General features: G+C 66.2%; 3 protein-coding genes and 2 pseudogenes. 4 read left to right on the plus strand and 1 reads right to left on the minus strand.

Features of this window, described 5'->3' with window-relative positions; all coding sequences use genetic code 11:
- Positions 1–109: 109 nt before the first annotated feature.
- The 3 genes and pseudogenes from GJ629_RS18100 to GJ629_RS13255 form a co-directional block, all read left to right on the plus strand.
- A pseudogene (locus GJ629_RS18100) lies at positions 110–467 on the plus strand (CopG family ribbon-helix-helix protein); the annotation flags it as partial.
- A gap of 92 nt (positions 468–559) precedes the next feature.
- Positions 560–2767, plus strand: coding sequence for a histidine kinase N-terminal 7TM domain-containing protein (locus tag GJ629_RS13250; RefSeq protein ID WP_157513477.1), 2208 nt, complete (start codon positions 560–562; stop codon positions 2765–2767).
- 65 nt (positions 2768–2832) lie between these two features.
- Positions 2833–4679, plus strand: a pseudogene (locus GJ629_RS13255) (PINc/VapC family ATPase).
- Between the two features lie 523 nt (positions 4680–5202).
- Here GJ629_RS13255 and GJ629_RS13260 read toward each other — a convergent pair.
- Positions 5203–5619, minus strand: a complete 417-nt coding sequence (locus tag GJ629_RS13260) for a hypothetical protein (protein ID WP_157513478.1) — start codon at positions 5617–5619, stop codon at positions 5203–5205.
- On the opposite strand from GJ629_RS13260, the gene GJ629_RS18105 reads away from it, so the two are divergent.
- Entirely contained in the window at positions 5607–6680 is a 1074-nt protein-coding gene (locus tag GJ629_RS18105; RefSeq protein WP_157513479.1) for a chemotaxis protein CheC, read from the plus strand. The genes GJ629_RS13260 and GJ629_RS18105 overlap by 13 nt on opposite strands.
- Positions 6681–6709: the final 29 nt, after the last annotated feature.

Consider the following 6709-nt stretch of genomic DNA (forward strand, 5'->3'; position numbering starts at 1 on the left):
GGGGGGGCGACCGCTACGGGGGGCGTGTATGAGTAGCGACAGGGGGATCGACTGGGGGGGAGGGGGCGACCGGGCCGCTGGGCGATAGACGGACGGTCTCGAAGTGACCTACGCCGACGGGACGGAGGCGGTCCGGGACGCTCCGGGACTTCTTCACCGAGTACGACTGGGAGGCCGACGACGGCCGGCGCCACTACGGCACTGTTGTCGTCGTCCACGAACACGACCACGACAGCGGCCTCGCCGGTCGCCTCCAGTCCATCCAGCACGAGATGGCGGCCATCGTCACGTCCGTCCAGCACGTCCACCTCACGCACGACCGGTGTATGGAGACCATCGTGGTCGACGGGCCGGCGGGCGAGATACAGCGCCTCGCCAACGAACTCCGGTCTGTCGAGGGCGTTCAGCAAGTGAAAGTCGTAGCCGTCGGCGGGTCCGGGGACGAACACGACCACCACTCACAGTGACCCCCGGACAGATCAGGGCTCCCGGGCCGACTGTTCCGAGATATGATAACTGGCGGAAAAGTATCTTGTAGCCCACCGGCCAAATATGACCGATGGTCGCCGCCATCGAACTTCTCGTCGCCGGGGTACTGGCCCTTGGTGGGGCCACCGGTCTCGGTATCGTCTACGTCTCCTCCCGGCGGCGCGACCACCCGGCCAGCGAACCGCTTGCGAAGATGGCGGGGTTGCCGGCCCTCTCCAGTCTCGCCTTCGCCGTCCTCGTCTTCGTCTCGGACCCGACGCTCGTCCGGGTGGTCTGGACGTTCTCGCAGGTCACGCTCGCGCTGACGCCCGCGTACTTCCTGCTGTTCTCGCTTGCGTACACCGGTCGCACGAACTGGCTCACCGCACTCCGGCGGCGTGGCGTGGTCGGTTTCTACGTCGTCGACGCCGCCATCGTCAGCGCGGCCGGGCTGTTTTTCGTCTCGATCCAGCCACAGACAGTCGCCGGGTTGACGCTCCCCGTGGTCGCCGACCAGCCAGTCCGGGCGATCACGTCGCTGGTGTTCGTCCTCCCGGGCGTCGCCGTCTCGCTGTCGTTGCTGCTGTCGTTTCTGCTCTCCTCGGAGAACCTCTATCGCCGCCAGACAGCGCTGATCGTGGCCGCCGTGCTGGCGACGCTGCTCGGGAACGTCGTCTTCCTCGCCGGATTCAGCGTCCACCCCGGGCTGGACCTGACGGCGGTGTTTTTCGCCTTCGAAGCGCTGTTGATCGCGCTGGCGCTCTACCGGTTCGACCTGCTCCGCATCGCGCCGATGGCGCCGTCGATAGTCCTCGAAGAGATCGAAGACCCGGTGTTCGTCCTCGGCGACGACGGGGTCCTCGTCGACGTGAACCCCAGCGGCCGTCGGTTGATCGACGCCGCCGAACCCGTCGGCGACCACGTCTCGGACCTGCTCCCGGGCCTCCTCGACACGGCCGAGAACGGCGAACCGTACACCGACGCCGATGGGCGAACCCGGGCCGACGGTGGCCAGACCGCCGTCTACGACACCAGCCTCACGTCGATCACCGACCAGTTCGACCGGGACCGTGGGGCGGTCGTCGTCCTCCGGGACATCACGGCACGGAAGCGCCGCGAGGAGACCTTAGAGAGCCTCCAGACGGTCGCCCAGCGGTTCCTCCGGGCCGAGTCCGAGCAGGAGATATACGATATCGTCCTGGAGACGGCCGAGGAGGTGCTGGGCTACCCCTACTCGGGCGTGATGGCCTACGACGAAGCCAAGAACGTCCTCCGGCCGGCCGCGTTCACCGAGGCACTCGCCGACCGGTACCGCGGCGTCGACGCGGACCCGGTCGTCGAACCCAGCGACAGCGACGTCTGGACCGTCTTCGAGAGCGGCGACCCCCTCGTCGGCGAACCGCTCTCGCCCGCCTCCGGCGACGAGGTTCCGGTCGACCTCGGCGGGTCGTTGCTGTACCCCCTCGGGGACCACGGCGTCCTCGGAATCAGCACCGGGCCGGACGTCGAGGGGTTCAGCGACGCCGACAGGCGGTTCGTCGAAATTCTGGCCCACACGACCGAGAACGCCCTCGACCGCATCTCCAAGGAGCGTCAACTCCGGGAGAGCCGGGAACTACTCGACGAGCGAAACGACCAGATCGAGTTCTTCAACGGCGTCCTCCGGCACGACCTGCTCAACGGGATGTTGGTGATCCAGAACCACGCCGCCGAGATCAGACGGACCTCGGAGGACCCCGCGGCCGTCGACCACGCCGAGGTGATCGAGCGCTGGAGTGAGGATATCGCCGACCTCGCCGAGCAGGTCCGGTCGGTGTCGAACGTCGTCACTGAGGAGGCCGAACCGGAACTCGCGTCGATAGATGTCGCCGATCCGCTCACACAGAAGGTCCGGAAGATTCGGGAGACCCACGACTCGGTGTCGGTGACGCTCGACGTCGAGGACGATTTGCCGCTGGTGTGGGCCGACGACCTGTTCCCGTCGGTCGTCGAGAACCTGCTCGTCAACGCCGTCGAACACAACGACACCGACCGCCCCGAACTGTCGGTCACGGCCCGGACCAAGGGCGAGGACGTAGTGGTCCGAATCGCGGACAACGGCCCCGGTATCGACGACGAAATGAAGGCGGCCGTCTTCGAGCGCAACGTCACCGCCGACGACTCGGGTTCTATCGGGTTCGGCCTGTACTTCGTCTCGCTGATGGTCGACCGCTACGGCGGGACGATACGCTTCGAGGACAACGAGCCTCGGGGGACCGTTGCCGTTCTCGAACTCCCGGCAGTGCGAGACGGTGACTGACGGTTGGCCCCCGCCGCGGATACTCGTATCCGGGACCTTATGCCGTGGCGAACCTCCGGGGAGATATGGAACTCGTACCGGACACGAGCGTGGTCATCGACGGCCGCGTGTCCGAACAGATCGCCGAGGGTCGGTTCGCCGACGCGACCATCGTCGTCCCCGAGGCGGTTGTCGGCGAACTGGAATCCCAGGCGAACGACGGCCGCCCGCAGGCTGGGACGGCCTCGAGGAGCTACAGAAACTCGCCGGCCTCCACGACGCCGGCGACATCACCGTCGAGTACGTCGGCCGCCGACCGGACGCCGTCGAGAAGCGCGACGCCGGCGAGGGCGAGATAGACGCGCTCATCCGCGACTTGGCACAGGACCGGGAGGCGACGCTTCTGACCAGCGACGTCGTCCAGAGCGAGGTCGCACAGGCGAAGGGACTCGACGTCACCTACCTCGAACCCGTCACGCGTGACGTACAGCGACTGGAGATAGAGAACTTCTTCGACGAGTCGACGATGTCGGTCCACCTCAAGACCGGCGTCGAACCGATGGCCAAACGCGGACAGATCGGCGATATGCACTACCAGCGCATCCGGGACGACCCGGCCACCGCCGAGGAACTGGCGGAGTACGCCCACGAGATAGAGGAGGGCGCACGCGCCAGCCCCGACGGTTTCATCGAAATCGACGAACCCGGGATGAGTATCGTCCAGTTCCGCAACTACCGCATCGCCATCGCCCGGCCGCCGTTCGCGGACGGACTGGAGATTACGGCCGTCCGCCCCATCGTCAAGACCGACCTCGACGACTACGAGTACGCTGACGAACTTCGGGACCGACTCGGGGAGCGCCAGCGCGGCGTCCTCATCTCGGGGTCGCCCGGGGCCGGCAAGTCCACCTTCGCACAGGCCGTTGCGGAGTACCTCGCCGACAGCGACTACGCCGTCAAGACGATGGAGAAACCGCGGGACCTCGACGTGGGTGACAACATCACCCAGTACACCGCGCTGGGCGGGTCCATGGAGAAGACCGCCGACTCGCTGTTGATGGTCCGGCCGGACTACACCATCTACGACGAGGTGCGCAAGACCGACGACTTCGAGGTGTTCGCGGATATGCGACTGGCCGGCGTCGGGATGATCGGCGTCGTCCACGCCACGCGGGCCATCGACGCCCTCCAGCGGCTCGTCGGCCGTGTCGAACTCGGGATGATCCCCCAGATAGTCGACACCGTCGTCTACATCGAGGCCGGGGAAGTCGACACCGTCTACGACGTGACGACCGAGGTCAAGGTCCCCGAGGGCCTGATGGAGGAGGACCTCGCCCGCCCGGTCATCCTCATCCGTGACTTCGAGACCGGCCGTCCGAAGTACGAGATTTACACCTTCAACCGACAGGTCGTCACCGTCCCCCTCGACGACGCCGACGGTCAGGAGAGCGGCGTCGACCGTATCGCCCGTCAGGAAGTCGAACGCGAGATTCGCGCGGTCGCCGACGGCCACGTCGAGGTCGACCTGCAGGGTTCAAACCGCGCCATCGTCTGGGTCGAAGACCGGGACATCAGCCACGTCATCGGCAAGGGCGGCGGCCGCATCGCCGACATCGAGAACCGCCTCGGCATCGACATCGACGTCCGGACCTTCGAGGAGCGACCGGGCGGGATGGACGACACCGGTGCGTCCGGCGGTGGCGGCGGCGCGCCCGGCAAGACGGTCACGCCCGAGATTACGTCCCGCCACGTCCAGATTCCCGTCGACGAACACGTCGGCGAGACGGTCGAAGTGCAGGCCGACGGGGAGTACCTGTTCACCGCGACGGTGTCCCGCGGCGGCGAGATTCAGGTCTCCCGCGGCAGCGCTATCGCCGAGGAACTCGAACAGGCGATAGACCGCGGCAAGCAGATAACGATAGTGCCGGCGTAACGTTCCGACCCGAGCGGAGCGAGGGTCGGCTTTTTCCCCAAGTTTTTGCGACGAGTGGTTCCCGCAGCGAGGGTACCGAGCGAGGAAACCCGAGGAGGAAAAAGTGGTAGTGATAGACCGCGGCAAGCAGATAACGATAGTGCCGGCGTAACGTTCCGACCCGAGCGGAGCGAGGGTCGGCTTTTTCCCACCGATAGACTCGCTTCGCTCCTCTATCGAGCCCTCCCTCGCTTCGTCTTCTCGCGGGCGAAGCCCGCTCGAATGGTCTGAGGGACCGTCGGTCCCTCACTACTCGCGAGGACCAAGTTTTTGCGACGAGTGGTTCCCGCAGCGAGGGTACCGAGCGAGGAAACCCGAGGAGGAAAAAGTGGTAGTGATAGACCGCGGCAAGCACATAACCATCGTGCCTGCTTGATTCTCCGACCCGAGGTGTCGACCTGCCGGATCGATTTTCGGCGGTCGTGTGTGACTCACTCCCGTACTGTTATTATCTCTGAGAATCGCGGGCCAACCTACTAAACTACTAACTACTGAGGATAGAGGTAACGATGTACACAGGTGGCACGTGGCTGCGGTCAGTGCGTCGGGAGGCAGGGCAGACATGATCGTCGACGCCGACTCGCTGGAGCAGTTGAACCTCCGGACGCGCGACGGTGCGGAGCAGGCGGGCGCGGCGTTCGCGGACGCACTCGACGCGGAGACGCGGGTCGGGGCGACGAAGATCAAACTGGCGAGCGAACGCGACCTGATCGCGGAACTGGCCGCCGAGAGCGAGGAGTGTATCGAGTTCGCGCTCGACGGCGCGCTCTCGGGGACGGTCCTGCTGGCGTTCGACGACGAGGCACGGGCCGCTATCGCCGCTGAGGACAGCACGAAGGGACGAATCGCGGATGTCGCCGTCGAGTTGATCGGCGCGTTCGTCAGGGAGTGGGAGGACCACGTCGGCGGCGACCTCACGGTCGATACGCGACGTACGTCGAGGACGTCGCCGACCACGAATTCTCGCTGGACGCCGTCGAGGACGCCGCCGAGAGCGCGCCGCTGTTCCAGACCCGCATCCACGGCCAGGAGTTCCCCGGCCGGATCACGCTGTATCTCGCGCCCGACGCGTCCTCGCTTGAGACCCTGCTGTCGGTCGAAGCTGACCCGGCCGACAGCGCAAACGCCGCCTTCGGGATGGACGCCGACGCGGCAGTCTCGACCGACGGCGACGGCGCGGCGAGCGCCTTCGACACCGGCGACGACGCCACCGAGGCGTTCGGCGGCGGGAGCGACGACACCGCCGACGCGTTCGGGACGGACGCTGACGGTGAGGACGACGGCGACGACGCCGACAGCGGTGGCCTCTTTGACGACGGCGAGGAGGTCACGTCGCTCCCCCTGGAGAAGCTCTCGGTGTTCAGCGACCTCACCCGAGAGGGGACGAACACCGCGGCCGAGCGCATCACCCAGATGACTGGTATCGAGACGAACACCGAGATAGCGGGCGTCAACTTCACGCCCGTCGACGACATCTCCGGGCAACTGGCGGCCGACGACTACGTCGGGACGACCACCGAGTTCGAGGGGACGCCCAGTGGCCACCTCGTCATCCTCTTCGAGGCTGAGTCCGCCGCGGCCATCGCGGAGGCGATGATGCCGATGAAGCCCGAGGGGGAGGGGCTCACCGATATGCACGTCAGCGCACTGGAGGAACTGGGCAACATTATGACATCCGGGTTCATCGACGGGTGGGCCAACGTCCTCCAGACGGGCGTCGACCACACGCCCCCAGAGTTCACCGAGGATATGGAGATGTCGCTGGTCGAAATCGTCACCGAGCAACTGGGTCCGTTCCAGACCCACGCCTACACCATCGAGTCCCGCATCGAGACCGACGACATCGCCTTCGACTGTGAGATTCACGCCCTCCCGAACGAGGCCCAACTGAGCGAGGCACTGGACTCGCTGCTGGTCGAGCGCAGCGACCAGACCGAGGCCGACCCCGAGGACCTGTTTTGATAGTGTTTCTTGTAGGTCATTTCGGTATC

The sequence above is a fragment of the Halapricum sp. CBA1109 genome (genome assembly GCF_009741825.1).
In the GTDB taxonomy this organism is placed as follows: domain Archaea; phylum Halobacteriota; class Halobacteria; order Halobacteriales; family Haloarculaceae; genus Halapricum.

Bases quoted from the DNA above. Each gene is read 5' to 3' on its own strand.
- GJ629_RS13250 (WP_157513477.1), top strand. From the start codon at position 560: ATGGTCGCCGCCATCGAACTTCTCGTCGCCGGGGTACTGGCCCTTGGT.